Raw genomic sequence first — 26669 nt, forward strand, 5'->3', positions numbered from 1 at the left:
CGCTTGCGCTGCGTATGGTTGGCTCGTGGAACATGCTCTTTTTTCGAACTATTCGATAAGGGCTTTTCTTTATTTGAATAAGTAAGCAGTTACGCAGTACGTTTCGTTGCTGTGAGACAGACATGAGGGGTGAGGTTAAGTTGGCAGGACAACTTGTTCAGTATGGTCGGCGCACGCGGAGAAGTTATGCCCGAATCAACGAGGTGCTGGAAGTCCCGAACCTGATTGAAATCCAACAAAAATCGTACGAAAAATTCTTGGAAACGGATTTGATTGAATTATTCCAAGATATTTCGCCGATTCAGGACTTTACGGGCAATCTATCGCTTGAGTTTATCGACTACAGCTTGGGCGAACCGAAATATTCGGTCGATGAATCAAAAGAACGCGATGTGACGTATGCTGCTCCACTACGCGTGAAAGTTCGGCTCTTTAATAAAGAGACTGGCGAAGTGAAGGAACAGGAAGTTTTCATGGGTGACTTCCCGCTGATGACCGAGACCGGCACGTTTATCATTAACGGAGCGGAACGGGTTATTGTCAGCCAATTGGTGCGCTCCCCAAGTGTGTACTTCAGCACGAAGGTTGATAAAAACGGGAAGAAAAACTACACAGCGACCGTTATCCCGAATCGTGGAGCTTGGTTAGAGCTGGAAACGGATGCTAAAGATATTGTCTACGTTCGTATCGACCGCACTCGGAAAATTCCGGTTACGGTACTTTTGCGTTCGTTAGGCTTCGGCACTGACGCGGAAATTTTGGAATTGCTCGGCCATGACGAGTATATTCGCAATACGCTTGATAAAGACAACACGGATTCCACCGAGAAAGCGCTGATTGAAATTTATGAGCGCCTTCGTCCAGGTGAGCCGCCTACGCTTGATAACGCGAAGAGCTTGCTCGTAGCACGCTTCTTTGATCCGAAACGCTATGATCTAGCGAATGTAGGACGTTACAAGATTAATAAAAAGCTTCATATCAAAAACCGTCTGTTCAATCAACGCTTAGCTGAAACGCTTGTCGATCCATCGACGGGTGAAATCATTGCTGAAGCAGGTCAGATGATTGACCGCCGTTTGTTGGATGACATTTTGGAGAAGCTTGAAACAAATGTCGGCTTCAAAACGTATCATGTTGCCAATGGCGTACTTGATGCAGATAGTATTCCACTGCAAGCAATCAGCGTATTCTCGCCACTTGATGAAACTAAAGTCATTAAGGTTATTGCAAACGGGATTATTGATAAAGCAGTGAAGCATGTCACGCCGGCAGATATTATTGCTTCCATTAACTATTTCCTTAACCTACTTCAAGGTGTAGGAAGCACGGATGACATTGACCACTTGGGTAACCGTCGTCTGCGTTCCGTAGGGGAGCTTCTGCAAAACCAATTCCGTATCGGTCTGTCCCGTATGGAAAGAGTAGTGCGTGAACGGATGTCGATCCAGGATGCGAACGCGATTACGCCGCAGGCTTTGATTAACATTCGTCCCGTTATTGCTTCGATTAAAGAGTTCTTCGGATCCTCACAGCTCTCGCAGTTTATGGACCAAACGAATCCGCTTGCTGAACTGACGCACAAACGTCGTCTGTCTGCACTCGGACCCGGCGGTTTGACGCGTGAGCGCGCGGGCTTTGAAGTCCGTGACGTCCATCACTCCCACTATGGGCGGATGTGTCCGATCGAGACGCCAGAGGGACCGAATATCGGTCTGATCAACTCCTTGTCATCTTTTGCCCGCATTAACGAATATGGCTTCATTGAAGCTCCTTATCGTTGGGTAGATGCGAAGACAGGAATTGTAACGGAACAAATTGCTTATTTGACTGCCGATGAGGAAGACAACTATGTAATCGCGCAAGCGAATGCGAAGCTGACTGCAGAAGGCAAGTTCGAAGATAGCAGTGTTATCGTTCGTTATAATAAACAAGCGGATAACATTCTTACGATGCCAAGCGAGCGCGTTGACTACATGGACGTATCTCCTAAGCAGGTTGTATCGGTTGCGACGGCGCTTATTCCGTTCCTGGAGAACGATGACTCCAACCGTGCGCTTATGGGTTCCAACATGCAGCGGCAAGCTGTACCTCTCTTGATCCCGAAAGCGCCGCTTGTCGGTACGGGTATGGAGCATAAGTCGGCTAAAGACTCCGGTGTATGTATTGTCTCCAAATTCGATGGAATTATTGAACGTGTATCTGCCAATGAAATTTGGCTGCGCCGTGTGGAGCAAATTGACGGCAAGTCGGTAACTGGCGATCTCGTTAAACATAAGCTTCACAAGTTTACGCGTTCCAACCAAGGAACATGTATTAACCAGCGTCCTCTTGTTCACAAAGGCGATGTTATCCAAAAAGGCGATATTCTCGCTGATGGCCCGTCGACTGAGCAAGGTGAATTGGCACTGGGCCGCAACGTGGTCGTTGCCTTTATGACATGGGAAGGCTACAACTATGAGGATGCAATTCTTCTTAGTGAAAAGCTTGTTAAAGAAGACGTTTATACCTCGATTCACATTGAGGAATATGAGTCGGAAGCCCGTGATACGAAGCTTGGACCAGAAGAAATTACACGCGACATTCCGAATGTCGGTGAAGAAGCACTGAAAAATCTCGACGAGCGCGGTATTATCCGTGTCGGCGCAGAAATTAGTGCAGGCGATATTCTTGTTGGTAAAGTAACACCTAAAGGTGTAACGGAACTGACAGCTGAAGAGCGTCTTCTTCATGCGATTTTCGGTGAAAAAGCTCGTGAAGTAAGGGATACTTCGCTTCGCGTACCGCATGGTACCGATGGAATCGTTGTGGACGTAAAAGTATTTACCCGCGAGAACGGCGATGAGCTGCCTCCTGGTGTAAATCAACTCGTTCGTGCTTATATCGCTCAAAAACGGAAAATTTCCGAGGGTGATAAAATGGCCGGACGTCACGGTAATAAAGGGGTTATTGCCCGCATTATGCCGGAAGAAGATATGCCTTTCCTGCCGGATGGCACACCAGTAGAAGTTGTTCTCAACCCACTGGGCGTACCTTCCCGTATGAACATCGGCCAAGCGCTTGAAGTTCACTTGGGTCTGGCTTGTAAACGTCTTGGCTTGCATGCTGCGACGCCGGTATTTGACGGCGCGCGGGAGAATGACGTTTTTGATGCAATGGAAGAAGCAGGCATGCAGCGTAATGGTAAGACTGTACTTTATGATGGCCGTACAGGTGAAAACTTTGAACGTGAAGTTACCGTTGGTGTCATGTACATGATCAAACTTGCGCACATGGTTGATGATAAAATCCATGCTCGTTCCACAGGTCCTTACTCGCTTGTTACGCAACAGCCATTGGGTGGTAAAGCTCAATTCGGCGGACAGCGTTTCGGTGAGATGGAAGTATGGGCGCTTGAAGCCTATGGTGCTGCTTACACCTTGCAAGAAATTCTTACCGTCAAATCCGATGATGTTGTTGGTCGTGTGAAGACGTATGAGTCGATTGTCAAGGGCGAGAACGTACCAGAGCCGGGCGTACCAGAGTCATTCAAAGTATTGATCAAAGAGCTTCAAAGTTTGGGTATGGATGTTAAAATCCTGACCGAAAATGAAGAAGAGATCGAGCTAAGAGAGTCGGATGACGATGATGACGCAGCAGGAGATAAGCTGAACCTTAATCTAGAAGGCGCTGAAGCAAGCGCTCTTGAATAAAAACCTAGCCGAGCTGCGTGTACGCTACTAGCGAATACGCAGCCGCTAGTATGCATGAAATAGCCATACATGACGAAGGAGGGTTGCTCCTTGTTGGACGTGAACAACTTCGAGTATATGAAAATTGGGCTTGCCTCGCCTGAGAAAATTCGTTCCTGGTCCCGCGGAGAAGTTAAAAAGCCGGAAACGATCAACTATAGGACGTTAAAACCGGAGAAGGAAGGCCTCTTCTGCGAGAAAATTTTTGGTCCTACCAAAGACTGGGAGTGTCACTGCGGCAAGTACAAGCGCGTTCGCTATAAAGGCGTCGTCTGTGATCGCTGTGGCGTTGAAGTAACACGTGCGAAAGTTCGCCGTGAGCGTATGGGACATATTGAGCTTGCAGCTCCTGTATCTCATATCTGGTATTTCAAAGGGATTCCTAGCCGCATGGGCTTGGCACTGGATATGTCGCCTCGTTCGCTTGAGGAAATCATATACTTTGCATCTTATGTTGTAACCGATCCTGGTGATACGCCGCTGGAGAAAAAACAGCTGCTGTCCGAAAAGGAATACCGCAGCTACCGTGAGAAATATGGCTACGGCTTCCACGCTGGAATGGGTGCTGAGGCAGTCAAAAAACTGCTGCAGGACATTGAAGTGGAGAAAGAGCTTGAACAGCTTAAAGAAGAGCTTCGTACGGCTCAGGGCCAACGCCGTAACCGTGCGATCAAGCGTCTTGAAGTCATTGAAGCATTCCGCAACTCCGGCAATGAGCCGGAATGGATGATTCTCGATGTGCTTCCAGTTATCCCTCCTGAGCTTCGCCCGATGGTTCAACTGGATGGCGGACGTTTTGCGACGTCTGACCTTAATGACCTGTACCGTCGTGTAATCAACCGTAACAACCGTCTGAAGCGTCTGCTTGATCTGGGTGCTCCTGACATTATCGTGCAAAATGAGAAACGTATGCTTCAAGAAGCAGTTGATGCGCTGATTGATAACGGCCGTCGTGGTCGTCCAGTGACTGGACCGGGTAACCGTCCGCTCAAATCGCTCAGCCATATGCTGAAAGGTAAGCAAGGACGTTTCCGTCAAAACTTGCTCGGTAAACGTGTCGATTACTCTGGCCGTTCCGTTATCGTAGTAGGACCTAACCTGAAGATGTTCCAATGCGGACTTCCGAAGGAAATGGCGCTTGAGCTGTTTAAGCCATTCGTTATGAAGGAACTCGTCAACAAAGGACTTGCGCACAATATTAAGAGCGCGAAGCGCAAAGTTGAGCGCGTAAGCCCTGAAGTATGGGATGTTCTTGAAGAAGTAATTAAGGAGCACCCGGTTCTGCTTAACCGTGCCCCGACCCTTCACAGACTCGGTATCCAAGCATTTGAGCCGATTTTGGTTGAAGGTCGCGCCATCAAGCTTCACCCGCTCGTATGTACCGCTTATAACGCGGATTTCGACGGTGACCAAATGGCCGTTCACGTTCCTTTGTCTGCAGAAGCACAAGCGGAAGCTCGCTTGCTTATGCTTGCATCGGGTAACATTTTGAACCCTAAAGACGGCAAGCCAGTCGTTACGCCTTCCCAGGATATGGTTCTCGGCAGTTACTATCTGACGATGGACAACAAGGAAGCGCTTGGTACGGGTTCGGTGTTTGCAACGGTGAATGAAGCGGTATCGGCGTACCAACGCGGTATTGTTTCGCTGCATGCACGTGTCTTTATTCCGGTGAAAGTTTTGAAAAAGACAGTGTTCACCGAAAAACAACAGCAGTCGTTGATGTCAACGACGGTTGGTAAAGTTATTTTCAACGAAATTTTCCCGGAGGATTTCCCTTATATCAACGAGGCTACGAAAACGAACCTGTTGAACGGAACGCCGGATAAATATTTTGTATACGAAAAAGGCAGTGATTTGAAAAAAATCATTGATGAATTGCCGATAGCAGGCGGTGTTGGTAAAGATTATCTCGGTAATATTATTGCTGAGTGCTTCAGAAACTACCATACGACGCTGACGGCTGTCATCCTTGACCGTATCAAGCAGCTTGGCTTCACTTACTCCACGCGTGCAGGTATTACGATCGCCGTATCGGACGTTATCGTGCCGCCGGAGAAAACAGAGCTTCTTAAGAAGTCAGATGATCAGGTTGCTATCGTTATGAATCAGTACCGTCGTGGTCTGATTACGAACGAGGAGCGTTATGACCGGATTATTAGCATTTGGAGCAAATGTAAAGACGAGCTGACGGAAATCTTGATGAAGTCCATGGATCGTTACAACAATATTATGCTCATGGTTGACTCGAAAGCACGGGGTAATAAATCGCAAATCACCCAACTGGGCGGTATGCGTGGACTGATGGCCAATCCATCGGGCCGGATTATCGAGTTGCCAATCAAATCGAACTTCCGCGAAGGTCTGACAGTACTCGAGTACTTCATCTCGACGCATGGAGCGCGGAAAGGTCTCGCGGATACAGCTCTTCGTACAGCTGACTCCGGTTACCTGACTCGTAGGCTCGTTGACGTTGCACAGGATGTTATCGTTCGTGAAGAAGATTGCGGAACCGACAAAGGCTTCTCAGTCAGCAAAATTCAAGACGGTAAAGAGGTTATTGAGGATCTTTACGACCGTATTGAAGGCCGCTACGCTTTCGAGACCGTTCGTCATCCGAAGACTGGCGAAGTTATCGTAAGCCGCAACGATCTGATTGATTCCAACAGAGCCGATGCGATTATTGATGCAGGTATTGAAAAACTGCAAATCCGTTCCGTACTCAGCTGCCGCGCTCGTCATGGCGTATGTAAAACTTGTTATGGCCGCAACCTGGCAACAGGCAAGCATGTTGAGATCGGTGAAGCAGTCGGTATCATTGCTGCTCAATCCATCGGTGAGCCAGGAACACAGCTCACGATGCGTACATTCCATACCGGCGGTGTTGCCGGAGACGATATTACGCAAGGTTTGCCGCGTATCCAGGAGCTTTTCGAGGCGCGTAATCCGAAAGGTCAAGCGATTATCACCGAGCTTGATGGTGTGGTCAAAGAAATTCGTGAAGCGAAGGATCGCCGTGAAATCGAAGTTCAAGGTGAAGCGGAATCCAAAACTTATGCGATCACTTACGGTTCGCGTATCCGTGTTGTAAAAGGTCAGCATCTTGAAGCCGGCGACGAGCTGACAGATGGTTCAATTGACCCTAAAGATATGCTTCGGATTAAAGGTATCCGTGGTGTTCAAAACTATATTTTGCAGGAAGTACAGCGCGTCTACCGGAACCAAGGGGTAGAAATCAATGACAAGCATATTGAAGTCATGGTTAAGCAAATGCTCCGCAAAATCCGTATCGTTGATGCGGGAGAAACGAAGCTTCTGCCAGGCGCATTCGTAGACATTCATGAATATGAGTCTGCCAACCGCGAAGCAATCTTTGCTGATAAAGAGCCAGCAGTAGCGAAACCTGTATTGCTCGGTATTACGAAAGCGTCTCTTGAGACGGATTCGTTCTTGTCGGCAGCTTCTTTCCAAGAAACGACTCGCGTCTTGACTGACGCTGCTATTAAAGGCAAGGTCGATCAGTTGCTTGGTCTGAAGGAAAATGTTATTATCGGTAAGTTGATTCCGGCTGGTACGGGTATGCCGCGTTATCGCAATATCCGTCTGGTAGGTCTTGAGGATGAGCAGGAAACTGTTGTAAACCAAGGCGAACTGGAGTCAGAAGCAGTTACCGTTGACTAAAACTTGAAGCATGCATGCTGCAGCGGCCTCCCCTTGCAAGTGAGGGGAAGCTGCCTGCGTATGCGTATATCGAGATTCTAGCAGCTTTTCAGAAGAGGTAATGACTAACATTTGCGGCTTTTCTGATAAAGCCACTTGACACTCTAGGTGTACAGGTGATACTATATCGAAGTGTGCCTAATTGTGTGATCTTCTACCGCTAAAGGATAGGTGATTCCATGCAGTTTAAAGTTGGCGCGAAACAGACGACGAAGATGCTTGAGCAAGATAAAGCAATCGAAGTCTACATTGCTCAAGATGCAGATCCACGAATGAAAGAGAAGGTACTTCATTTGTGTGAGCGGTCGAGTATCCCGGTCAAATGGGTAGAAACGATGCAAGACCTTGGGAAAACCTGCGGAATTGATGTCGGAGCTGCTATGGCAGCGCTCGTAACCGATGATGAATAAAGGAAAAAAGCATTTTTGCTGGTGCAACTTCAACCTGATGATGGACTGGTAAGAATTTTTATTTGTTCTTTTATGAACCACCTGGATCTGTGGGCTTTAAAATTAGGTGTAATGTCTACCATATTAAATGACATGAATAACGGAAGGGGGTGGCAACATGCCAACAATTAACCAGCTAGTCCGTAAAGGACGCCAAGCTAAAGTCGTAAAATCGAAATCGCCAGCTTTGCAAAAAGGTTTCAACGCCTTGAAACGTGAAGCTACAAACATCAGTGCTCCGCAAAAACGCGGTGTGTGCACTCGTGTAGGTACAATGACTCCGAAAAAACCGAACTCTGCACTTCGTAAATACGCGCGTGTACGTTTGACTAACCGCGTAGAGGTTACAGCTTACATTCCGGGTATCGGACATAACCTGCAAGAGCACAGTGTAGTATTGATCCGTGGCGGACGGGTAAAAGACCTTCCAGGTGTACGTTACCATATCGTTCGCGGCGCTTTGGATACAGCGGGAGTTAACAACCGTAACCAATCTCGTTCGAAATACGGTGCTAAACGTCCTAAAGTTAAGAAATAATAATGGCTTTACCACTAATGAAATTATCATTCAGGAAAGGGGGACTTTCTCATGCCACGCAAAGGTCCTGTAACAAAACGTGATGTGCTTCCGGATCCGGTTTACAATAGCAAACTGGTAACGAGACTCATCAACCGCATTATGATCGACGGTAAACGCGGAACAGCACAAACGCTGTTGTACGATGCCTTCAAACTGATCCAAGAACGCACGGGTAAAGATCCGATGGAAGTGTTCGAAGCAGCTTTGAAAAATATCATGCCAGTACTTGAGGTTAAAGCACGCCGTGTCGGCGGTGCCAACTATCAAGTGCCGATCGAAGTTAAACCTGAGCGCCGTACATCGCTTGGTCTCCGTTGGCTCGTGAACTACTCACGTAACCGCGGTGAGAAAACGATGGTAGAGCGTTTGGCTGCTGAAATTACTGATGCTTCCAATAACACTGGCGCATCCGTTAAGAAGCGCGAAGATACACACAAAATGGCAGAAGCAAATAGAGCGTTTGCTCACTACCGTTGGTAGGATTCGGCTAACGCTGAATCAACAAATAATCTCATTTAATGAGAGGAGACCAGTTCATGGCTAGAGAGTTCTCCTTGAAAAATACACGGAATATCGGGATTATGGCGCATATCGATGCGGGTAAAACTACTACAACTGAGCGTATCTTGTTCTACACAGGCCGGACTCACAAAATCGGAGAGGTGCATGAAGGCGCCGCTACGATGGACTGGATGGAACAAGAGCAAGAGCGCGGTATTACGATTACGTCTGCCGCGACGACTGCTCAATGGGATGGTCACCGCATCAATATCATCGATACCCCGGGACACGTTGACTTCACAGTAGAAGTTGAACGTTCCCTCCGCGTATTGGACGGGGCAGTTGGCGTTTTCAGTGCAAAAGAAGGCGTTGAGCCTCAGTCCGAAACCGTATGGCGTCAAGCTGACCGTTACGGTGTTCCACGGATTGCTTATATCAACAAAATGGACATTATCGGCGCGGATTTCTTGAATGTTATCAAGGATATGCGTTTACGTCTACAAGCAAATGCTGTTGCGATTCAAATTCCGATTGGCGCTGAGAGTGATTTTGTCGGCGTTATCGATATCGTTGAACGCGTAGCATACAAATACAAAGATGATCTCGGAAAAGACCCTGAGAAAATCGAAATTCCTGCTGAGTATGCCGACCAAGTCGAAGAACTCCGTACGGAATTGATCGAGAAAGTTGCCGAGCTGGACGAAGATTTGACGATGAAATATCTGGAAGGCGAAGAAATTACAATTCCAGAAATTAAAGCGGCGCTTCGTAAAGGCGTTTGTGAAGTTAAAATCTTCCCAGTTATCGTTGGCTCCTCGTACCGCAATAAAGGCGTTCAAATGATGTTGGATGCTGTTGTTGACTACCTTCCATCGCCACTTGATGTACCAGCTATCAAAGGTACTCTTGATGACGGTACTGAGGAAATACGTCAATCTTCAGATTCAGAACCGTTCTCGGCTCTGGCATTCAAAATCATGACGGACCCTTATGTTGGTAAATTGACGTTCTTCCGTGTGTACTCCGGCGTCCTAAAATCCGGTTCGTATGTTCTGAATGGTACAAAGAACAAACGTGAGCGTATTGGTCGGATTCTGCAAATGCATGCGAACAGCCGTCAAGAAATTTCCGAGGTTTACTCTGGAGATATCGCTGCTGCAGTTGGTTTGAAAGATACCATTACAGGCGATACGCTTTGCGATGAGAAAAACCCGATTATTCTTGAATCTATGAATTTCCCTGATCCAGTTATCTCGGTAGCTATCGAACCAAAAACGAAAGCTGACCAAGACAAACTAGGTATCGCGATTTCCAAGCTTGCGGAAGAAGATCCTACTTTCCGTGCGCATACGGATGAAGAAACAAACCAAACAATTATCTCTGGTATGGGTGAGCTTCACCTTGAGATTCTAGTTGACCGTATGCTTCGTGAATTTAAGGTTGAGACAAACGTTGGTAAGCCTCAAGTTGCTTATCGTGAGACGTTCCGTCAAGCTGCAAAAGTCGAAGGTAAATTCGTTCGTCAATCCGGTGGTAAAGGTCAATATGGCCATTGCTGGGTTGAATTCGTTCCACAAGAGCCGGGTGACGGTTTCGTGTTCGAGAACAAGGTTGTGGGTGGATCGATTCCTCGTGAATTTATCGCTCCAATCCAAGCTGGTATCGAAGAGTCGATGAAGAACGGCGTTATCGCTGGCTTCCCGCTCGTTGATGTTAAAGCGATTGTTTTCGACGGATCTTATCATGATGTTGACTCCTCGGAGATGGCGTTTAAAATTGCAGGTTCGATGGCGCTTAAAGCTGCCAAAGAAAAATGTAAGCCAGTTCTGCTTGAGCCAATCATGAAAGTTGAAGTTACTGTTCCTGAAGAGTACATGGGCGATGTTATGGGTATGTTGAACTCCCGTCGTGGTCGTATTGAAGGTATGGATACTCGCGCAGGTGCGCAAATTATCCGTGCTAAGGTGCCTCTCTCCGAGATGTTCGGTTATTCCACAACACTTCGTTCCGGTACACAAGGACGCGGCGTATTCTCGATGGAGCTTTCTCACTATGAAGAAGTTCCTAAATCGATTTCTGAAGAGATTATTGCTAAACACAAAGGCGAATAATTTTTGCCTTTGTCTAGGCTGGTCTTTTTTACTCCGGTTGGCATTACAGCTTGCTAAGCAAGCAAGTGCTCAGCCACCATATAAAACCTTTTAAATATTGAGGAGGATTAAGTTCAATGGGAAAAGCTAAATTTGAACGTAACAAACCGCACGTTAATATCGGTACTATTGGTCACGTCGATCACGGTAAAACGACTCTGACTGCAGCAATCACTACTGTACTTTCCAAAAAATACGGCGGTGCTGCTATTGCTTTTGACCAAATCGATAAAGCTCCAGAAGAGCGCGAGCGCGGTATCACGATCTCGACAGCTCACGTTGAGTATGAGACGCCAGCTCGTCACTACGCTCACGTTGACTGCCCAGGTCACGCCGACTATGTAAAAAACATGATCACTGGTGCTGCACAAATGGACGGAGCAATCCTGGTAGTTTCCGCAGCTGATGGTCCTATGCCACAAACTCGTGAGCACATCTTGCTGTCCAAGCAAGTTGGCGTTCCTTACATCGTTGTATTCCTGAACAAATGCGACATGGTTGAAGACGAAGAGCTTCTTGAACTGGTTGAGATGGAAGTTCGCGACCTTCTTTCCGAGTATGAGTTCCCAGGCGACGACACTCCAATCATCCGCGGTGCTGCTCGTGAAGCTCTGCAAAACCCAGAAGGTCCTTGGGCTGACAAAATCATCGAGCTCTTCGAGCAAGTTGATACTTACATCCCAACTCCTGAGCGCGATGTTGCGAAACCTTTCCTTATGCCTGTCGAGGACGTTTTCACAATCACTGGCCGTGGTACAGTAGCAACTGGCCGTGTTGAGCGTGGCGTTATCAAAGTAGGCGACGAGATCGAAATTATCGGTCTTGCTGAAGAGTCCCGCAAATCCGTTGTAACTGGCGTTGAAATGTTCCGTAAATTGCTTGATTCCGCTCAAGCAGGCGACAACGTTGGCGCATTGCTTCGTGGTGTAGACCGTAAAGATATTGAGCGTGGACAAGTATTGGCTAAACCGGGTTCGGTTAAACCACACACTAACTTCACTGCACAAATCTACGTTCTGACTAAAGAAGAGGGTGGCCGTCACAAGCCTTTCTTCACTGGATACCGTCCACAGTTCTACTTCCGTACAACTGACGTTACTGGTATCATCAACCTTCCAGAAGGTACTGAAATGGTTATGCCTGGCGACAACATCACAGTTACTGTTGAGCTTATCGCTCCAATCGCGGTTGAAGAGGGAACTCGTTTCTCCATCCGTGAAGGCGGCCGTACTGTAGGCGCTGGCGCTGTAGCAACTATTCAAAAATAATCGCGTGCGGCTTTAAGCCGCGCACGACTTGAACCTCTCACCTCGGTGAGAGGTTTTTTATTTTCCATGGACAAGTCATTGACGGCGCTGCTGTATCGCCTTTAATATGAAATAAGATGTATACAGCTGCAATAGAAGGAAACCTTATGGGAACTTAGACAAATGCAGCTTATTATGTAGGGGAGGATTTTAGAGATGATGAAGAAAAATATGTGGGTAGGATTAATGCTAGTACTCGTTTTGGTCATTTCGGCATGTGGGGGCAATAAAGGATCGGGTAACACAGGGGAGCAGGCTTCAACTGCACCAAGCAGTTCTGCTGAAGCAACAGACAGTGGAGCGAAAGAAAATTATAAAATTTCGATTTCACAATATGTAGAACATCCGTCGCTAGACGCTACGAGAGAAGGATTTATAGCGGCCTTGAAGGATGCGGGCTTGGTTGAAGGTCAGAATTTGACCATTGATTTTAATACGGCGCAAGCAGATCAAGCGAACAACCAAACGCTGGCTCAAAAGATCGCGGCCGATAAAAGTGATTTGGCGTTAGGTATTGCTACACCATCAGCACAAGCGCTAGTGAAAGAAGTGACTGATCGTCCTGTGCTTTTTGCAGCGGTTACCGATCCGATTGATTCCAAGCTTGTTACAAATCTTGATGCCCCAGGCGGTCTTGTGTCTGGAGCGTCCGATACAAATCCTTCAGCGATTACAGAGCTAATGGATTTTGTAGCTGCTAATTTCCCGAAAGTGAAAAATGTTGGCCTTGTTATTAATGAAGGTGAGCCTAATGCAGTTGTCATGGCAAAAATTGCAGAAGAAGCGCTTGCTAAGCATGACATTAAGCTTGTTCGTGCAGCTGTGAGCAACACATCAGAAGTACAGCAAGCAGTTGCTTCCCTTGTGGGTAAAGTAGACGCACTGTATATTACTTTGGATAATTCAGTAGTGAGCAGTCTGGATACACTAATTAAAACAGCTAATGATAATGATCTTCCGTTTTTTGCGAGTGATCGTGATACGGTTGAGCGCGGCGCTTTTGCAACAATTGGCTTCAAATATTATGACCACGGTTACCAAGTAGGCCAAATGGCTGTGGATATCTTGAAAAATGGCAAAAAGCCGGGCGAAATGAAAGTAACCGTGCCGGACAAGCTGGATCTTATTTTGAACATGAAGGCAGCTAAGGAACAAGGCATTAACGTAACCGATGAGATGAAAAATCAAGTCAAGGATGCCGCTTCCAACATTATTGAATAGTTTGTAACTTAACGGGCATTTTTTTACAATGTAACGGCTATTGTCGCCATTAGACGGCAGTAGCCGTTTACAATTCCCCCGTTTGCCATGAGGAGGTTCCCAATTGCTTAGTTTATTGAAATCGATGCCTGGTGCAATTGAGCTTGGTTTAATTTATGCTTTGATGGCGCTTGGCGTCTACATTACGTATCGTATATTAGATTTTCCGGATTTGACTGTAGAAGGCAGCTTCACTACAGGTGGCGGCATTGCTATGATTTTGATTACGAATGGTGCATCACCCTGGGTAGCTACTATTGCTGCTTTTGCTGGCGGTGCAGTGGCGGGAGCCATTACCGGGCTTTTGCATACAAAAGGTAAAATAAATGGCCTGCTATCCGGCATTATTATGATGATAGCCCTTTATTCCATTAATCTGCGGATCATGGGCAAGCCTAATGTGTCCGTATATGGCATGGATACGATTTTTACGACTAGCAACGTACTTGTTATTGTCGTTATCGTTGTTATTGTGACCAAGCTGCTCCTGGATTTATTTCTGCATACCGATTTAGGGCTAAGCCTGCGCGCAACGGGAGATAATGAGCGGATGATTCGAAGCTTTGGCTCCAACACGGAAACTACTAAAATCATCGGTATATCCCTCTCCAACGCACTCGTTGCTTTATCAGGCGGTTTATTCGCACAGCAGTCCACTGCTGCTGATATTTCCATGGGGATCGGCGTTATCGTCGTCGGTTTGGCTTCCGTTATTATTGGCGAGGCTATTTTTGGAGCTCGTAAAGTTTTTTGGGCCACGCTGGCTGTCGTTCTTGGTTCCATTGTGTATCGAATCATTATTACGATTGCCTACCGGGTCGAGTGGCTCAAAGCTTCTGACTTAAAGCTGATTACTGCGGTAATCGTTATTGTTGCCCTTGTTGTTCCAACCATTCAGAAATCGTTTAAGCAGAAAAAAATGGCCCGCAAACGCTCGGCGGAGCTGCTTACTGATCCTGTACAACGTGGAGGTGGGCAGTAATGCTGAACATTTCAAAGGTGTCCAAGCTTTTTAATCCAGGAACTGTTGATGAAAAGACAGCTTTAATTAACATTAATCTTCATCTGAAGCCGGGCGATTTTGTTACGGTCATTGGAAGTAATGGAGCAGGCAAGTCTACTTTGATGAATATTATATCGGGTGTCATGCGCCCAGATGCCGGCGATGTTGAAATTGCTGGGGATAAAATGACACTGCTTCCCGAGTATAAACGCAGCAAATGGATCGGCAGAGTATTTCAAGATCCAATGGCGGGCACAGCGCCGCGCATGACGATTGAGGAAAATCTGGCGATGGCTTATAAAAGAGGCAAGCCGCGTGGGCTCATGCTAGGAGTGACGCCGGCCAAGCGCGCTTTTTTCAAGGAGCAGCTTTCAAGGCTCGGCATTGGGCTTGAGAACCGCCTGGGCGCAAAGGTTGGCCTTCTATCAGGTGGAGAGCGGCAAGCGCTTAGCCTCCTGATGGCGACCTTTACAAAGCCTCAAATATTGCTGCTTGATGAGCACACGGCCGCGCTTGATCCTGCTCGCGCAGAGCTGATTACAGCGCTCACGGATTCGCTTGTACACGAAATGAAGCTGACGACGCTGATGGTGACGCATAATATGGAGCAGGCAATCCGTCTAGGCAACCGGCTTATTATGATGGACAAGGGCCGAATCATTCTTGATGTTAACGAGCAGCGCAAGAAGGAGCTGACTGTAGCGCAGCTGCTCAACGAATTCGAGCAAATTAGCGGCAAGAAACTGGCCGACGATCGGATTGTGCTAGGCTAGCAACAGGCATAGGGTGGATGTTTGATCGGAGCAATACATGATTAATAAAGCATAGAAGATCGCTTTTCTGTCGGGTCATGGGTGAAAGCTTGCCAATGTACTGACAGAAGTGCGATCTTCTGCTGTTTTAGCGGTTTGCTGCCATCAGATGAAGGTGTTCGGATGCGTTTCTTCTATTATATATAGAAGGTACTGCAATCTTTTTGTTTATGGGGCTGGCAAAATGTCTAAGCTAATAGCATCAGAGGCTCTATATTCCTTCATAAAAGGATGAATGGACGCTAATTTAATTGAAATTAGCATGAAAGCAAAGTTCTGCTTGCATTTGCCTATTCATTTCGTTATAATAATGTCTGTTGGTCTGTGACGTTGCGATGATGTGAGAGGTTGCCGACACACCCGGCCCCTTTGCCATGGGGCATGTGCCGGGTTTTCTCATGGAGTATGTCCGATAATAAATTGGGCGATAGAAGGAGGGACTTATATGGCAAAGCAAAAGATTCGTATTCGCTTGAAAGCGTACGATCATAGGATTCTTGATCAATCCGCAGAGAAAATTGTGGAAACTGCAAAACGTTCCGGAGCGAGTGTTTCCGGGCCGATTCCGCTTCCAACGGAAAAGCAAATCATCACCATTCTCCGTGCGGTGCACAAGTACAAGGATTCCAGGGAACAATTCGAAATGCGTACACATAAACGCTTGATCGACATTGTTAACCCTACGCCGCAAACGGTTGATGCGTTGATGCGCCTGGATTTACCATCCGGTGTAGATATCGAAATCAAACTGTAAAAGCAACACCAGTATATGTGATATAGAAGGGAAATGAGGTGTCAACATGAAAGGTATCTTAGGTAAAAAACTTGGAATGACTCAAGTGTTTACTGCTGAAGGTAACGTAATTCCGGTTACGGTTATCGAAGCTGGACCATGTGTCGTTTTGCAGAAGAAAGACCAGGAAACTGATGGTTACGAAGCTGTTCAACTCGGTTATGCCGACAAGAAAGAAAGCAGAACTATTAAGCCGGAAATTGGCCACGCTAAAAAAGCGGGAGCTACTCCTAAGCGCTACGTTCGTGAAATTCGCGGCATTCAATTGGGTGACTACGAAGTAGGTCAAGTGGTTAAAGCTGACCTTTTCGCAGAAGGCGAATTCGTTGACGTAACAGGTATTTCTAAAGGTAAAGGCTTTGCCGGCGTTATTAAACGTTGGGGACAAAGCACGGGTCCTATGTCTCACGGTTCCCGTTACCACCGTGGTCCAGGTTCCATGGGTTCGATTCAAGCGAACCGCGTACCGAAAGGCAAACGCCTTCCAGGTCACATGGGTACTGAAGCTATCACGATCCAAAAGCTTGAAGTTATCCGCGTAGACGCTGAGCGTAACGTGTTGCTAGTTAAAGGTTCTATACCAGGTCCTAAAAACGGTTTTGTGAAAGTTAAACTTACCGTTAAGAAATAAATTCTTAGAAGAAAGGAGGAACAATAAATGCCTAAAGTAACATTATACAATGTGAGCGGTTCGCAAGTAGGCGAAGTTGAATTGGCAGATAGCGTATTCGGTATCGAGCCTAACAAACACGTTCTACACAGCGCTGTTACGCTTCAGCAAGCTGCTGAGCGTGCAGGAACTCACAAAACTAAAGGACGCTCTGAAGTACGTGGTGGCGGTCGTAAGCCTTGGAAACAAAAAGGAACTGGCCGTGCTCGTCAAGGTAGCATTCGCTCCCCGCAATGGGTTGGCGGCGGTACAGTATTTGGACCGACTCCACGCTCTTACGGATTCAAGCTTCCTAAGAAAGTTCGTCGTTTGGCAATCAAATCGGCTCTATCTTCGAAGGTGATCGCTAACGAAATTATCGTTCTTGATCAATTGTCGTTCTCGGCTCCTAAGACGAAAGAATTCGTAGCGATTCTGAACAATCTGAAAGTGGCTCGTAAAGCGCTTGTTGTTTTGCCTAGCTATGATGACAATGTAGCATTGTCTGCTCGTAACATCCCAGGTGTGAAATTCGTTGCAGCTGACGGCATTAATGTTCTGGATGTACTTGTATATGACAAGCTCATCATCACTAAAGATGCTGTTGAGAAAGTACAGGAGGTGTTTGCGTAATGAAAAACCCTCGCGATATTATTAAACGTCCTGTTATTACAGAACGTACTAGCGAATACATGGTTTCCAAACGTTACGTGTTCGAAGTTGATCTTCGCTCTAACAAAACGGAAATCAAAAACGCTATTGAGCAAATTTTCAAAGTTAAGGTTACTAGCGTTAACACAATGCGTGTGGCTGGTAAACCTAAACGCTATGGTAAATATAGCGGTTATAGATCCGAATGGAAAAAAGCAATCGTTCAACTGAGCGATGATAGCAAAGAACTTGAGTTCTTTGAAACGTCTGTTTAGAAAAGGAGGAAATTCAAGTGCCAATTAAAAAGTATAAACCGACCTCTCCTGCACGTCGTGGTATGTCGGTCTCGACTTTCGAAGAGATCACAACAGACACACCGGAGAAATCGTTACTAGCACCACTTTTCAAAAAAGCTGGTCGTAACAACCAAGGTAAAATTACGGTTCGTCATCAAGGCGGCGGACACAAACGTAAATATCGGATTATCGACTTCAAGCGTCTTAAGGATGGAATTGCTGGTAAAGTGGCAACGATCGAATACGATCCGAACCGTACTTCCAACATTGCTCTGATCCACTACGCTGATGGTGAGAAAGCCTACATTATCGCTCCAAAAGGTCTTAAAGTTGGAGATCAAGTAATGTCCGGTCCTACTGCTGATATTAAAGTAGGTAACACTCTTCCACTTGGTAACATTCCTGTTGGTTCGGTTATCCACAACATTGAATTGCAACCAGGTAAAGGCGGACAATTGGTTCGTGCTGCTGGTACTGAAGCTCAGCTTCTTGGTAAAGAAGAAGTTTACGTTTCGATCCGTCTTTCTTCCGGTGAAGTTCGTCGCATTCTGAGAACTTGCCGTGCAACAATCGGTTCTGTTGGTAACGAAGATCACGAACTCGTGAAAATCGGTAAAGCCGGCCGTTCCCGTTGGATGAACAGACGTCCAGAAGTCCGCGGCGTAGTAATGAACCCTAACGATCACCCACACGGTGGTGGTGAAGGTCGCGCTCCTATCGGTCGTAAATCGCCAATGTCTCCTTGGGGCAAACCAACACTTGGTTTCAAAACCCGCAAGAAGAAAAAAGCTTCGAGCCAATATATTATTCGTCGTCGTACGAAGTAATAACTGCTTAAATGAAGCTGCGTGACATAGAGTCACGTTATGTTCCGCGAAGGGAGGACTCCACATGGGTCGCAGTTTGAAAAAAGGACCGTTTGTTGACGGCTACCTGCTCAAAAAAGTCGAGGATTTGAATGAATCAAACAAAAAAGTCGTGATCAAAACTTGGTCCCGCCGCTCGACAATTTTCCCGCAATTTATTGGCCACACTTTCGGCGTTTATGACGGCCGCAAGCACGTACCAGTATGGGTAACGGAAGATATGGTTGGACACAAGCTCGGTGAGTTTGCACCAACTCGTACGTACAAAGGTCATGATGACGATAAGAAAACGGGCAGAAGATAATTTTGCCTATAAGATCTTTATCGATTGAAAGGAGGTTCACACATGTCTGAAGCTAAAGCGCATTTGAGATTCGTACGTATTGCTCCTCGTAAAGCTCAACTCGTTGCGGATTTGATTCGCGGCAAGAAAGTTGGCGAGGCAATCGCGATTCTGCGTCACACGCCTAAATCTGCTTCCCCGATTTTGGAGAAGCTGCTGAACTCTGCTATTGCTAACGCTGAGCATAACTATCAATTGGACGTTAACAAGCTGGTTATTTCCCAGGCTTTCGTTAACCAAGGTCCAACTATGAAACGTTTCCGCCCACGTGCAATGGGACGTGCAAGCAAAATCAACAAAAGAACCAGCCACATCACTTTGGTGGTATCTGAGAAATAAGGAGGGATAACGTGTGGGTCAAAAGGTAAATCCGGTCGGTCTTCGTGTTGGGATTATCCGTGATTGGGAATCCAAATGGTACGCAGGCAAAGACTTCGGCGATCTTCTGATTGAAGACGTAAAAATTCGTGAATACCTAAAGAACAAACTTAAGGATGCGGCAGTATCCCATATCGAAATCGAGCGCGCGGCTAACCGTGTTAACGTGACGATTCAAACTGCTAAGCCGGGTATGGTTATCGGTAAAGGCGGTTCCGAAGTGGAGAACCTGCGCACGGAGCTTGGTAAAATCACTAAAGGCAAAAAAGTTCACATCAATATTTCTGAAATTAAACAAGCAGATATGGATGCTATTCTTGTAGCAGAAAGTATCGCACAACAGCTGGAGCGTCGTGTTTCTTTCCGTCGTGCTTTGAAACAAGCGATCCAACGTTCGATGCGTGCTGGCGCTAAAGGGATCAAAACCGCTGTTAGCGGACGTCTCGGTGGTGCTGAAATTGCTCGTTCAGAAGGCTATAGCGAAGGTACAGTTCCACTTCATACCCTTCGTGCTGATATCGATTATGGTACAGCTGAAGCGCATACGACTTATGGTCGTATCGGTGTAAAAGTTTGGATCTACCGTGGCGAAGTCCTTCCGGTTAAGAAGAAAGCTCCCCAGGAAGGAGGCAACTAATCATGTTGGTACCTAAACGTGTCAAACACCGCAAGCAACAACGCGGACATATGAAAGGTCGCGCTAAAGGCGGTACTGAAGTTTCTTTCGGAGAATACGGTCTTCAAGCGCTTGAGCCGTCATGGATTACGAACCGTCAAATCGAATCGGCTCGTATTGCTATGACTCGTTACATCAAACGTGGTGGTAAAGTATGGATCAAGATTTTCCCTGCTAAGCCAATCACTCAAAAGCCTCTCGAGGTTCGTATGGGTAGCGGTAAAGGTAACGTTGAGAAATGGGTTGCTGTCGTTAAGCCAGGCAAAATTATGTTTGAGCTTGCTGGAGTGCCTGAAGAGGTTGCTCGCGAAGCAATGCGTCTTGCGTCACACAAACTGCCTGTTAAAACGAAGTTCGTGAAACGCGAAGAAGTAGGTGGTGAAGCAAATGAAGGCTAGTGAATTTCGTAACCTAACCTCTGCTGAGATCGAACAAAAGGTAAATGGTTTTAAAGAGGAGCTATTTAACCTTCGTTTCCAATTGGCTACTGGCCAACTGGACAATCCGACACGGATTCGTGACGTACGGAGAGAAATTGCTCGTGCTAAAACCATCTTGCGTGAAAGAGAACTCGGAATCAGCAGCTAAATAGTAGTCCTTAACTAAGGAAAAATTGCCAAGGTTTAAGGAAGGAGGAAGAACATGAGCGAACGTAATGCCCGCAAAGTGTTAGTCGGTAAAGTGGTGAGTGACAAAATGGATAAAACAGTTGTTGTTGCTATTGAAACATATAAAAAACACAGCCTGTACCATAAACGTATCAAATCCACGAAAAAGTTCAAAGCCCATGATGAGAACAACACTGCTAAAATCGGTGATGTTGTAAAAATTATGGAAACTCGTCCGCTTTCGAAAGACAAACGCTTCAGACTCGTGGAGATTGTTGAAGTAGCGATTGTCCTTTAAGTTTGAAAATGTAATCTAGTTTTGTCCGAAAGGAGGACGTTGACATGATTCAACCATTTTCCCGTTTGCGTGTCGCTGACAACTCAGGAGCTAAAGAACTGATGTGTATCCGTGTACTTGGTGGAACTGGTCGTCGCGTAGCGGCTATCGGCGATTTAATCGTTTGTTCCGTTAAACAAGCAACACCAGGCGGCGTTGTCAAAAAAGGTGATGTTGTTAAAGCAGTTATCGTTCGTACAAAGCGTACGGTTCGTCGTAAAGACGGTTCCTATATCGCATTTGACGAAAATGCAGCTGTAATCGTTAAGGAAGACAAGAGCCCACGTGGTACTCGTATTTTTGGACCAGTTGCTCGTGAGCTGCGCGATAAAGATTTCATGAAAATCGTATCGCTTGCACCAGAAGTTATCTAATAAAAGTCCCCAAGGGATTGCAATAGCTTGATCATCAAGCATGCAGGAGGTGTAACTCATGCCAAGATTGAAAAAAATTCTTGAATCGCATAACAATAAATTGCACGTTAAAAAAGATGATACGGTCATCGTCATTTCCGGTAAGGATAAAGGCAAAAAAGGCCGTGTAATCGCTGCATATCCGCGTGAAAACCGCGTACTTGTAGAAGGCGTCAATATGGTTAAAAAGCATACTCGTCCATCGCAGGCTAACCCGCAGGGCGGTATCATCGAGCAAGAAGCGCCGATCCACGTATCGAACGTGATGCACATTGATCCGAAGAGCGGTAAAGTAACTCGCATTGGATATAAAGTGCTTGATAACGGCAAAAAAGTTCGGATCGCAAAACGTTCCGGCGAAGTAATCGACTAACGTTACTGTAGGAAGGAGGACCATGAATCATGGCTGCAAGAATGAAGGATCGTTTTCTTAACGAGATCACTCCTGCTCTGATGCAGAAGTTTAACTATACAACAGTTATGCAAGTGCCTAAAATCGAGAAAGTCGTCATCAATATGGGTGTCGGCGAAGCTGTTGCTAACTCGAAAGTACTTGATGTTGCTGTTGATGAGCTTCGTCAAATCGCCGGTCAAAAACCGGTTGTAACTCGCGCGAAGAAGTCCATTGCCGGCTTCAAACTTCGTGAGAACATGCCAATCGGGGTTAAAGTAACACTGCGCGGCGAGCGTATGTATTACTTCCTGGATAAGCTGTTCAACATCTCCCTCCCACGTGTTCGTGACTTCCGCGGCGTATCTTCAAAAGCATTTGACGGTCGCGGTAACTACACACTGGGTTTGAAAGAGCAATTGATCTTCCCGGAGATTGAATACGATAAAGTTGATAAAGTTCGTGGTATGGATATCGTCATCGTGACGACGGCAAAAACGGACGAAGAATCTCGCGAATTGCTCACCCAATTGGGTATGCCGTTTGCGAAGTAATCCACTTTTAGGAGGTGTAATACCCAGTGGCAAAAACTTCGATGAAAGTGAAGCAACAGCGTACACCGAAATTTAAAGTGCGTGCGTACACGCGCTGTGAACGTTGTGGCCGTCCGCACTCTGTTTTGCAAAAGTTTAAAGTTTGCCGGATTTGTTTCCGTGAGTTAGCATACAAAGGCCAGATCCCTGGCGTTAAGAAAGCAAGCTGGTAATAAGCCTAGTTCGGGAAGGAGGTTAACACAAATGGTTATGTCTGATCCGATTGCAGATATGCTGACACGCATTCGCAATGCGAACCTTGTTCGTCATGAAACCGTTGAAATGCCCGCTTCGAAAGTGAAGAAGGAAATCGCTGAAATTCTGAAGCGTGAGGGTTTCATCCGCGATGCTGAATATATCGAGGATAACAAGCAAGGGATTATCCGTATTTTCTTGAAATACGGCCCGAGCCAAGAGCGTGTAATCACTGGTCTGAAACGTATTTCTAAACCAGGACTTCGCGTTTATACAAAATCTAATGAGATCCCTCGTGTACTGGGCGGTCTGGGAATTGCTATTATTTCCACGTCCAAAGGGATTATGACTGATAAAGAAGCACGTCAAGGCAAAGCTGGCGGCGAAGTCGTCTGCTACGTTTGGTAATTAACAAGTCACAAAGATTGGAGGTGTAACGATGTCCCGTATTGGTCGCAAGCCAATCCAAGTGCCTAACGGCGTAACAATCAACTTGGAAAACACACTTATTACTGTTAAAGGACCTAAAGGAACGCTTTCCCGTGAATTTCACAAAGATATGAAAGTCAATGTGAGTGAAACTGAAATCGTCATTGAACGTCCTTCTGACAATAAATTGCATCGCTCTTTGCACGGTACTACTCGCAGCATCATCGCTAACATGGTGAGCGGAGTTACTGACGGATTCTCGAAAAATCTTGAACTCGTTGGCGTAGGTTATCGTGCAAGCAAAAATGGTGAGAAAATCGTTCTTAACGTTGGTTACTCTCACCCAGTGGAAATCGCTCCTGAAGGCGGAATCGAATTCGACGTTCCTGCGAACACGAAAATTACTGTTCGCGGAATCGATAAAGAACTCGTTGGCGCATTTGCTGCCAAAATCCGTTCTGTACGTGAGCCTGAGCCGTATAAAGGTAAAGGTATCAAGTACGAAGGCGAGCGCATTATTCGCAAAGAAGGTAAAGCTGGTAAGAAGAAATAAGCAGTCTGACATGGCTGCTTAACATAGCGGTATGAGGAATTGGAAAGGAGTGAACCTTGAATGATTACGAAAGGCGATAAAAACAAGGCACGTCTGAAAAGACACTTGCGTGTTCGTAAAAAAATCAATGGAACGGTTGCACGCCCACGTCTGTCTGTGTTTCGTTCCGCTAAGCATATGTATGCTCAATTGATCGATGATGTACAAGGAGTAACACTTGCTGCTGCTTCTACACAAGACAAAGAGCTGACTGAAGCTATCGGCAACGGCGGCAGCGTCGAAGCTGCTCGTAAAGTTGGCGAATTGCTTGCTAAACGCGCTCAAGCGAAAGGTGTAAACCAAGTAGTATTTGATCGTGGTGGTTACTTGTATCACGGAAGAATTCAGGCGCTTGCTGATGCAGCTCGCGAAGCTGGTCTGGAATTCTAATCGACTTTACTTATAAGGAGGTTAAACGACTTGCGTATAGATCCGAATACGTTAGAACTTACTGAAAAAGTTGTCAACATCAACCGTGTTGCCAAAGTTGTTAAAGGCGGACGCCGCTTCAGCTTTAGTGCATTGGTAGTAGTTGGCGACGGCAACGGCTATGTTGGCGCAGGAATCGGTAAAGCAGGCGAAGTACCTGATGCAATCCGCAAAGGTATCGAAGATGCTAAGAAAAACCTGATTCATGTTCCAATCGTTGGTACAACAATTCCTCACCTTGTGCTAGGACATTTCGGCGCTGGAGAAGTTCTCCTGAAGCCGGCATCCGAAGGTACAGGTGTTATCGCTGGTGGCCCAGTTCGTGCAGTTCTTGAACTTGCTGGCGTTGGCGATATTTTGACGAAATCCCTCGGTTCTTCGAACTCCATGAACATGGTTAACGCAACGCTCGAAGGTCTTTCACGTTTGAAACGTGCTGAAGATGTTGCGAAGCTTCGTGGTAAAACTGTCGAAGAGCTGTTAGGTTAAGGAGGGGTATACGATGGCAAAATTGCAAATCACCCTCGTTCGCAGTTTGATCGGCCGTAACGAGAAACAGCGTGCTACTGTAGCATCGCTGGGACTTCGTAAAATCCGTCAAACCGTTGAGTTGAACGATACTGTAGCTATTCGCGGCATGGTTAAACATGTTAGCCACTTGGTTAAAGTCGAAGAAGTATAAGATAGTCATTCATACCAAGAAATAAACAAGGAGGTGCAAGAACGATGAAATTGCATGAACTCGCACCAGCACCAGGTTCCAAGCAAACGCCAAAACGTAAAGGTCGCGGTATTGGTACCGGTAACGGTAAAACAGCTGGACGTGGTCACAAAGGTCAAAATGCTCGCTCCGGCGGCGGTGTTCGTCCTGGTTTCGAGGGTGGTCAAAACCCATTGTACCGTCGTGTACCGAAACGCGGATTTAACAACCGTTTCCGTAAAGAGTATGCCATAATCAACATTGAAGAGCTTAACAGCTTTGCAGCAGGCACCGAAGTCACTCCAGAAGTTCTTCTTGAGCAAGGGATTGTAAAAAATCCACTAGCGGGCATTAAGATTTTGGGTAACGGTGAAATCAACGTCCAACTGACTGTAAAAGCAAGCAAGTTCTCTCAATCTGCGGTAGAGAAAATCCAGGCTGCCGGCGGTAAAACCGAGGTGATCTAATTGTTCAAAACCGTGTCCAACATTTGGAAAGTTGCGGATTTGCGCTCGCGCATTCTATTTACGCTTTTCATCCTGCTCATCTACCGGATTGGTTCTTTCATTCCGGTGCCGGGCATCAATAAAGAAGTGTTTAAACAAGTTGATCGCGCAGGTGCAGATTTGTTCGGCTTGCTTAACACGTTTTCTGGTGGAGCGCTTTTCAAATTCTCTATCTTTGCAATTGGGATTATGCCATATATTACAGCTTCGATTATCGTGCAGCTGTTGTCGATGGATGTTATACCTAAATTCGCAGAGTGGGCGAAGGAAGGCGAGAACGGCAAACGTAAGCTCGCGCAAATTACACGTTACGGCACGGTTATTCTTGGTTTGGTCCAGGGTTTCGCAACAGCAATCGGCTTCAACCGCCAATATGGCAATGAGATGATTCCTGGTGCGACCTTCGTTGATTATTTGGTTGTTGCTATCATCTTGACTGCAGGTACTGCGTTCTTGATGTGGCTAGGCGAGCAAATTACTGAGCGTGGTATTGGTAACGGTATTTCGATCCTGATTTTTGCAGGTATCGCTGCTGGTATACCAGGCCACATCCGTACAATTTGGCAAGATCAATTTATTGGTCAAGAAGCTGCATTGTTCTGGAATATTGGTAAAATGGTTCTGATCCTAATTGTGATCATTGCCATCATCGTCGGAGTAATCTTTGTTCAGCAAGGGATTCGTAAAATTCCGGTTCAATACGCTAAGCGTGTAGTGGGCAGAAAAATGTACGGCGGACAATCGACGCATATCCCAATGAAAGTAAACGGAGCAGGTGTTATTCCGGTTATTTTCGCGGTGTCGCTTCTGATGTTCCCGGTTACGATTGCTCAGTTCTGGAATGGATCGGTATGGGCTAACTGGATTATCAATAATATGTATTATGACAAACCGCTTGGTATGGTCTTGTATGTACTGTTGATTATCGGATTCACTTTCTTCTATACCTTCGTTCAAATTAATCCGGTACAAATGGCGGATCAAATGAAAAAGAATGGTGGTTATATCCCAGGTATTCGCCCGGGTAAGCCAACTTCTTCTTATCTGACTCGCGTTATGTCGCGTATTACATTGACGGGCGCGCTTTTCCTAGCGGTTATCTCGATAATGCCAGTGCTCTTTGGATCACTTGCAGGATTGCCGCGTACGGTGCAACTTGGCGGAACTTCGCTTCTGATCGTTATTGGCGTTGCGCTTGATACGATGAAGCAAATCGAAACTCAGTTGATCAAACGCCATTACAAAGGGTTTATCAATAAATAACAATAGGTTCTGTTCGGGCTTCCGTGACGTCGCTTTCGATGGTACGGACCC

The 26669-nt window shown here is 46.3% G+C and carries 32 protein-coding genes; all 32 read left to right on the forward strand.

The window, feature by feature from the left end:
* Positions 1–122: 122 nt before the first annotated feature.
* On the forward strand, positions 123–3689 hold the full coding sequence (gene rpoB / locus AC50YG_RS30260; RefSeq protein ID WP_473755035.1) for a DNA-directed RNA polymerase subunit beta: 3567 nt from the start codon (positions 123–125) through the stop codon (positions 3687–3689).
* A 90-nt stretch (positions 3690–3779) separates the two neighbouring features.
* Positions 3780–7409: a DNA-directed RNA polymerase subunit beta' gene (gene rpoC / locus AC50YG_RS30265; protein WP_341279789.1), complete on the forward strand. Its 3630-nt coding sequence runs from the start codon at positions 3780–3782 to the stop codon at positions 7407–7409.
* Positions 7410–7627: 218 nt separating this feature from the next.
* Positions 7628–7858: a ribosomal L7Ae/L30e/S12e/Gadd45 family protein gene (locus tag AC50YG_RS30270; protein WP_341279788.1), complete on the forward strand. Its 231-nt coding sequence runs from the start codon at positions 7628–7630 to the stop codon at positions 7856–7858.
* 157 nt (positions 7859–8015) lie between these two features.
* On the forward strand, positions 8016–8435 hold the full coding sequence (gene rpsL / locus AC50YG_RS30275) for a 30S ribosomal protein S12 (RefSeq protein WP_473755036.1): 420 nt from the start codon (positions 8016–8018) through the stop codon (positions 8433–8435).
* Between the two features lie 51 nt (positions 8436–8486).
* Complete coding sequence (gene rpsG, locus AC50YG_RS30280) at positions 8487–8957, forward strand: 30S ribosomal protein S7 (RefSeq protein ID WP_046234219.1); 471 nt, start codon at positions 8487–8489, stop codon at positions 8955–8957.
* Between the two features lie 56 nt (positions 8958–9013).
* The gene (gene fusA / locus AC50YG_RS30285) at positions 9014–11089 is read left to right on the forward strand and encodes an elongation factor G (RefSeq protein WP_473755037.1); all 2076 of its coding nucleotides are present in this window, start codon (positions 9014–9016) and stop codon (positions 11087–11089) included.
* A gap of 116 nt (positions 11090–11205) precedes the next feature.
* Entirely contained in the window at positions 11206–12396 is a 1191-nt protein-coding gene (tuf, locus tag AC50YG_RS30290) for an elongation factor Tu (protein ID WP_046234221.1), read from the forward strand.
* Between the two features lie 198 nt (positions 12397–12594).
* A complete protein-coding gene (locus tag AC50YG_RS30295) occupies positions 12595–13656 on the forward strand; it encodes an ABC transporter substrate-binding protein (protein ID WP_473755051.1) in 1062 nt (353 codons plus the stop codon).
* 103 nt (positions 13657–13759) lie between these two features.
* On the forward strand, positions 13760–14677 hold the full coding sequence (locus tag AC50YG_RS30300) for an ABC transporter permease (protein WP_445933765.1): 918 nt from the start codon (positions 13760–13762) through the stop codon (positions 14675–14677).
* Positions 14677–15471 (forward strand): ABC transporter ATP-binding protein, encoded by a 795-nt coding sequence (locus AC50YG_RS30305; protein ID WP_494832426.1) that lies wholly within the window; start codon positions 14677–14679, stop codon positions 15469–15471. The genes AC50YG_RS30300 and AC50YG_RS30305 overlap by 1 nt, the downstream gene beginning before the upstream one ends.
* A 484-nt stretch (positions 15472–15955) precedes the next feature.
* The gene (gene rpsJ / locus AC50YG_RS30310) at positions 15956–16264 is read left to right on the forward strand and encodes a 30S ribosomal protein S10 (protein WP_046234225.1); all 309 of its coding nucleotides are present in this window, start codon (positions 15956–15958) and stop codon (positions 16262–16264) included.
* A 46-nt stretch (positions 16265–16310) separates the two neighbouring features.
* Positions 16311–16934: a 50S ribosomal protein L3 gene (gene rplC, locus AC50YG_RS30315; protein ID WP_341279784.1), complete on the forward strand. Its 624-nt coding sequence runs from the start codon at positions 16311–16313 to the stop codon at positions 16932–16934.
* Between the two features lie 27 nt (positions 16935–16961).
* A complete protein-coding gene (rplD, locus tag AC50YG_RS30320) occupies positions 16962–17585 on the forward strand; it encodes a 50S ribosomal protein L4 (RefSeq protein ID WP_341279783.1) in 624 nt (207 codons plus the stop codon).
* Positions 17585–17878, forward strand: coding sequence for a 50S ribosomal protein L23 (rplW, locus tag AC50YG_RS30325; RefSeq protein WP_046234228.1), 294 nt, complete (start codon positions 17585–17587; stop codon positions 17876–17878). The genes rplD and rplW overlap by 1 nt, the downstream gene beginning before the upstream one ends.
* Positions 17879–17895: 17 nt before the next feature.
* Complete coding sequence (gene rplB, locus AC50YG_RS30330) at positions 17896–18726, forward strand: 50S ribosomal protein L2 (RefSeq protein WP_341279782.1); 831 nt, start codon at positions 17896–17898, stop codon at positions 18724–18726.
* Positions 18727–18790: 64 nt separating this feature from the next.
* Positions 18791–19069 (forward strand): 30S ribosomal protein S19, encoded by a 279-nt coding sequence (gene rpsS / locus AC50YG_RS30335; RefSeq protein WP_338553285.1) that lies wholly within the window; start codon positions 18791–18793, stop codon positions 19067–19069.
* Between the two features lie 42 nt (positions 19070–19111).
* Entirely contained in the window at positions 19112–19447 is a 336-nt protein-coding gene (gene rplV / locus AC50YG_RS30340; RefSeq protein WP_046234231.1) for a 50S ribosomal protein L22, read from the forward strand.
* Between the two features lie 13 nt (positions 19448–19460).
* A complete protein-coding gene (rpsC, locus tag AC50YG_RS30345; RefSeq protein ID WP_046234232.1) occupies positions 19461–20123 on the forward strand; it encodes a 30S ribosomal protein S3 in 663 nt (220 codons plus the stop codon).
* Positions 20124–20125: 2 nt separating this feature from the next.
* Complete coding sequence (gene rplP, locus AC50YG_RS30350) at positions 20126–20560, forward strand: 50S ribosomal protein L16 (RefSeq protein ID WP_046234233.1); 435 nt, start codon at positions 20126–20128, stop codon at positions 20558–20560.
* Positions 20550–20750 carry a 50S ribosomal protein L29 gene (gene rpmC / locus AC50YG_RS30355; protein ID WP_046234234.1) on the forward strand — a complete coding sequence of 67 codons (201 nt, stop codon included), beginning with the start codon at positions 20550–20552 and terminating at the stop codon, positions 20748–20750. Before rplP ends, rpmC begins: the two co-directional genes overlap by 11 nt.
* 54 nt (positions 20751–20804) lie before the next feature.
* Positions 20805–21068 carry a 30S ribosomal protein S17 gene (gene rpsQ / locus AC50YG_RS30360; protein ID WP_341279781.1) on the forward strand — a complete coding sequence of 88 codons (264 nt, stop codon included), beginning with the start codon at positions 20805–20807 and terminating at the stop codon, positions 21066–21068.
* A gap of 44 nt (positions 21069–21112) precedes the next feature.
* Positions 21113–21481 carry a 50S ribosomal protein L14 gene (gene rplN / locus AC50YG_RS30365; RefSeq protein ID WP_046234236.1) on the forward strand — a complete coding sequence of 123 codons (369 nt, stop codon included), beginning with the start codon at positions 21113–21115 and terminating at the stop codon, positions 21479–21481.
* Positions 21482–21539: 58 nt separating this feature from the next.
* Complete coding sequence (rplX, locus tag AC50YG_RS30370) at positions 21540–21893, forward strand: 50S ribosomal protein L24 (protein ID WP_074905002.1); 354 nt, start codon at positions 21540–21542, stop codon at positions 21891–21893.
* A 29-nt stretch (positions 21894–21922) separates the two neighbouring features.
* Positions 21923–22465, forward strand: a complete 543-nt coding sequence (rplE, locus tag AC50YG_RS30375) for a 50S ribosomal protein L5 (protein WP_046234237.1) — start codon at positions 21923–21925, stop codon at positions 22463–22465.
* A 26-nt stretch (positions 22466–22491) separates the two neighbouring features.
* Positions 22492–22677 (forward strand): type Z 30S ribosomal protein S14, encoded by a 186-nt coding sequence (locus tag AC50YG_RS30380; RefSeq protein ID WP_006037933.1) that lies wholly within the window; start codon positions 22492–22494, stop codon positions 22675–22677.
* A gap of 31 nt (positions 22678–22708) precedes the next feature.
* Positions 22709–23107, forward strand: a complete 399-nt coding sequence (gene rpsH / locus AC50YG_RS30385) for a 30S ribosomal protein S8 (protein WP_338553282.1) — start codon at positions 22709–22711, stop codon at positions 23105–23107.
* Positions 23108–23138: 31 nt separating this feature from the next.
* A complete protein-coding gene (gene rplF / locus AC50YG_RS30390) occupies positions 23139–23681 on the forward strand; it encodes a 50S ribosomal protein L6 (protein ID WP_341279778.1) in 543 nt (180 codons plus the stop codon).
* A 60-nt stretch (positions 23682–23741) separates the two neighbouring features.
* Positions 23742–24110 (forward strand): 50S ribosomal protein L18, encoded by a 369-nt coding sequence (rplR, locus tag AC50YG_RS30395; protein ID WP_046234240.1) that lies wholly within the window; start codon positions 23742–23744, stop codon positions 24108–24110.
* Positions 24111–24140: 30 nt separating this feature from the next.
* Positions 24141–24638, forward strand: a complete 498-nt coding sequence (rpsE, locus tag AC50YG_RS30400) for a 30S ribosomal protein S5 (protein ID WP_046234241.1) — start codon at positions 24141–24143, stop codon at positions 24636–24638.
* A gap of 13 nt (positions 24639–24651) precedes the next feature.
* Complete coding sequence (gene rpmD, locus AC50YG_RS30405; RefSeq protein WP_046234242.1) at positions 24652–24831, forward strand: 50S ribosomal protein L30; 180 nt, start codon at positions 24652–24654, stop codon at positions 24829–24831.
* Positions 24832–24875: 44 nt separating this feature from the next.
* Positions 24876–25316, forward strand: coding sequence for a 50S ribosomal protein L15 (gene rplO / locus AC50YG_RS30410; RefSeq protein WP_046234243.1), 441 nt, complete (start codon positions 24876–24878; stop codon positions 25314–25316).
* Positions 25317–26618 (forward strand): preprotein translocase subunit SecY, encoded by a 1302-nt coding sequence (gene secY / locus AC50YG_RS30415; RefSeq protein WP_341279777.1) that lies wholly within the window; start codon positions 25317–25319, stop codon positions 26616–26618.
* Positions 26619–26669 lie beyond the last annotated feature (51 nt).

Source organism: Paenibacillus sp. J31R34, assembly GCF_059383715.1.

What these genes read in the sequence shown, in the direction of transcription:
- rpoB (WP_473755035.1), top strand. Translation starts at nt 123, where the DNA reads ATGAGGGGTGAGGTTAAGTTGGCAGGACAACTTGTTCAGTATGGTCGG.
- AC50YG_RS30270 (WP_341279788.1), top strand. Translation starts at nt 7,628, where the DNA reads ATGCAGTTTAAAGTTGGCGCGAAACAGACGACGAAGATGCTTGAGCAA.
- rpsL (WP_473755036.1), top strand. Translation starts at nt 8,016, where the DNA reads ATGCCAACAATTAACCAGCTAGTCCGTAAAGGACGCCAAGCTAAAGTC.
- rpsG (WP_046234219.1), top strand. Translation starts at nt 8,487, where the DNA reads ATGCCACGCAAAGGTCCTGTAACAAAACGTGATGTGCTTCCGGATCCG.
- fusA (WP_473755037.1), top strand. Translation starts at nt 9,014, where the DNA reads ATGGCTAGAGAGTTCTCCTTGAAAAATACACGGAATATCGGGATTATG.
- tuf (WP_046234221.1), top strand. Translation starts at nt 11,206, where the DNA reads ATGGGAAAAGCTAAATTTGAACGTAACAAACCGCACGTTAATATCGGT.
- AC50YG_RS30295 (WP_473755051.1), top strand. Translation starts at nt 12,595, where the DNA reads ATGAAGAAAAATATGTGGGTAGGATTAATGCTAGTACTCGTTTTGGTC.
- AC50YG_RS30305 (WP_494832426.1), top strand. Translation starts at nt 14,677, where the DNA reads ATGCTGAACATTTCAAAGGTGTCCAAGCTTTTTAATCCAGGAACTGTT.
- rpsJ (WP_046234225.1), top strand. Translation starts at nt 15,956, where the DNA reads ATGGCAAAGCAAAAGATTCGTATTCGCTTGAAAGCGTACGATCATAGG.
- rplC (WP_341279784.1), top strand. Translation starts at nt 16,311, where the DNA reads ATGAAAGGTATCTTAGGTAAAAAACTTGGAATGACTCAAGTGTTTACT.
- rplD (WP_341279783.1), top strand. Translation starts at nt 16,962, where the DNA reads ATGCCTAAAGTAACATTATACAATGTGAGCGGTTCGCAAGTAGGCGAA.
- rplW (WP_046234228.1), top strand. Translation starts at nt 17,585, where the DNA reads ATGAAAAACCCTCGCGATATTATTAAACGTCCTGTTATTACAGAACGT.
- rpsS (WP_338553285.1), top strand. Translation starts at nt 18,791, where the DNA reads ATGGGTCGCAGTTTGAAAAAAGGACCGTTTGTTGACGGCTACCTGCTC.
- rplV (WP_046234231.1), top strand. Translation starts at nt 19,112, where the DNA reads ATGTCTGAAGCTAAAGCGCATTTGAGATTCGTACGTATTGCTCCTCGT.
- rplP (WP_046234233.1), top strand. Translation starts at nt 20,126, where the DNA reads ATGTTGGTACCTAAACGTGTCAAACACCGCAAGCAACAACGCGGACAT.
- rpmC (WP_046234234.1), top strand. Translation starts at nt 20,550, where the DNA reads ATGAAGGCTAGTGAATTTCGTAACCTAACCTCTGCTGAGATCGAACAA.
- rpsQ (WP_341279781.1), top strand. Translation starts at nt 20,805, where the DNA reads ATGAGCGAACGTAATGCCCGCAAAGTGTTAGTCGGTAAAGTGGTGAGT.
- rplN (WP_046234236.1), top strand. Translation starts at nt 21,113, where the DNA reads ATGATTCAACCATTTTCCCGTTTGCGTGTCGCTGACAACTCAGGAGCT.
- rplX (WP_074905002.1), top strand. Translation starts at nt 21,540, where the DNA reads ATGCCAAGATTGAAAAAAATTCTTGAATCGCATAACAATAAATTGCAC.
- rplE (WP_046234237.1), top strand. Translation starts at nt 21,923, where the DNA reads ATGGCTGCAAGAATGAAGGATCGTTTTCTTAACGAGATCACTCCTGCT.
- rpsH (WP_338553282.1), top strand. Translation starts at nt 22,709, where the DNA reads ATGGTTATGTCTGATCCGATTGCAGATATGCTGACACGCATTCGCAAT.
- rplF (WP_341279778.1), top strand. Translation starts at nt 23,139, where the DNA reads ATGTCCCGTATTGGTCGCAAGCCAATCCAAGTGCCTAACGGCGTAACA.
- rplR (WP_046234240.1), top strand. Translation starts at nt 23,742, where the DNA reads ATGATTACGAAAGGCGATAAAAACAAGGCACGTCTGAAAAGACACTTG.
- rpmD (WP_046234242.1), top strand. Translation starts at nt 24,652, where the DNA reads ATGGCAAAATTGCAAATCACCCTCGTTCGCAGTTTGATCGGCCGTAAC.
- rplO (WP_046234243.1), top strand. Translation starts at nt 24,876, where the DNA reads ATGAAATTGCATGAACTCGCACCAGCACCAGGTTCCAAGCAAACGCCA.